General features: G+C 41.4%; 2 protein-coding genes. Both read left to right on the top strand.

The genetic code is table 11. The features are described 5' to 3' along the window. The first annotated feature begins 130 nt into the window (after positions 1 to 130). Entirely contained in the window at positions 131 to 451 is a 321-nt protein-coding gene (locus N473_RS24800; protein WP_155735739.1) for a hypothetical protein, read from the top strand. Positions 452 to 746: 295 nt separating this feature from the next. After that, on the top strand, positions 747 to 1,673 hold a 927-nt coding region (locus tag N473_RS24795; RefSeq protein WP_063370281.1), incomplete at its 3' end, for a transposase.

Here is a 1,673-nt window from a genome sequence, read left to right as displayed (position 1 = left end):
GCCGTAAAAGCAAGGACACAAAACAGCAGGCTTGTGCTCCTTCGTCGCCAATTTTAGCCTGCTATTTTGTGCCGTTTACGGCAAGCGTTATGTTTTATGAGATCCAGCAATGAAGCTTATCGGAAGCAAAATGGAATTAGATTTTCGAGAAGAATTAATTACTTCAAGAAATAGTTTCAAGTCAAGCTCAAGTCTTAAGCGGGTACTAGAGTCCAATGGGCATTCCACAGCCAACGCTATCGTTTTACATCATACGCCGGATCAAACTGAAGATATCTACCTTGTTCTAATCAATGGTTCCTATATCATCAGTGTTGAGCTAGACCGTTATGATCAATCTGTGCCTCCTATTCTAGAACTGATCGAGCTTAAAGAATATAAGCATGGTTTAAGTCGTATGAACCAAGTACGGCTTCTAGTTGCTCAAGATATTTTATCAGGGCAAACATAACAAACCGCTTAAACCGAAGCCAAACACTCCAGTTGCCTTGTGATTCGCTTCGCTCATTTTATCACAAGGCAACCTCCGTATTTGTCTCGGGTTAGCGGGGCGTTAGTTGCCCAAGATAGTATCGTGCTATGAAGATTAAAAATATATTGGATGAGTTAAGATTTGCAGACGAAAATGCACACCGATGGGACAGACACAATTTCTTTGCACCGATGGGACAGACACAATTTCTTTGCTTAAATCGAGTTGTTTAACTACTGTTTAAATATCCAGTTTTAATTTGAGTTGAATAGGAATGACAAGAGCAAGGAAAGCACTGATAGATTTGTCGACTACGTCTTATTATCACTTAATAGCACGGTGTGTACGCCGTGCTTTTTTGTGCGGAGACGATAAGTACACTGGCAAAAACTTTGACCATAGACGAACTTGGTTAGTCGAAAGAGTAAAGCTGCTCAGTCGTGTATTTGCCATTGATATAGCGGCTTATGCCATTATGAGTAATCACTATCATTTGGTGGTCAAAGTGAATAGACAGCAAGCACTTAGTTGGTCAGACAATGAGGTGATAGGTAGGTGGTACAAGTTATACAAGGGCAGTCCAGTTATTGATAGGCAGCTAAACGGTGATGCTCTTAGTGAGGCGGAGCAGTTGCTTGTATCTGAGTTAGTTGAAAAGTGGCGAGCTAGGTTGTATGACATCAGCTGGTTTATGAAAAACCTTAATGAGTTCATTGCAAAAGAAGCAAACAAGGAAGATAACTGCACGGGTAAATACTGGGAAGGGCGGTACAAGTCTCAAGCCTTACTTGACGAAACAGCGCTGCTCAGTTGTATGGCCTATGTAGACTTAAATCCAATTCGAGCCAACAAGGCAAATAATCTGGAAGATAGTGATTTCACATCGATTCAAGAGCGCATCCAGCACTTTAAAAACACCAAATCAAACGCAAAGAAATCAAATCTAAATGAAGCCAAGAGCCAAGCAAAACAACCTAAATCACTAAAACCGTTTGGTGCGAGAGAGCATGCAAACACAATACCTTTCTCATTAATTGACTACCTTGAGCTAGTTGACTGGACGGGCCGGCATACTCACTCCAATAAGAGAGGATACATACCAAAAAGCATGCCCAATATTCTGGTATCACTGAGCATCGAAGAAGCGACTTGGCTGGATAGGATACAAAGTTTTGGAAGTCACTACGGTAACTTCGCAGGT

Source organism: Pseudoalteromonas luteoviolacea CPMOR-1 (assembly GCF_001625685.1).
Lineage (GTDB): Bacteria > Pseudomonadota > Gammaproteobacteria > Enterobacterales > Alteromonadaceae > Pseudoalteromonas > Pseudoalteromonas luteoviolacea_K.
This window is presented reverse-complemented; position numbering and strand designations above follow the sequence as displayed.

Bases quoted from the DNA above. Each gene is read 5' to 3' on its own strand.
- N473_RS24800 (WP_155735739.1), top strand. From the start codon at position 131: ATGGAATTAGATTTTCGAGAAGAATTAATTACTTCAAGAAATAGTTTC.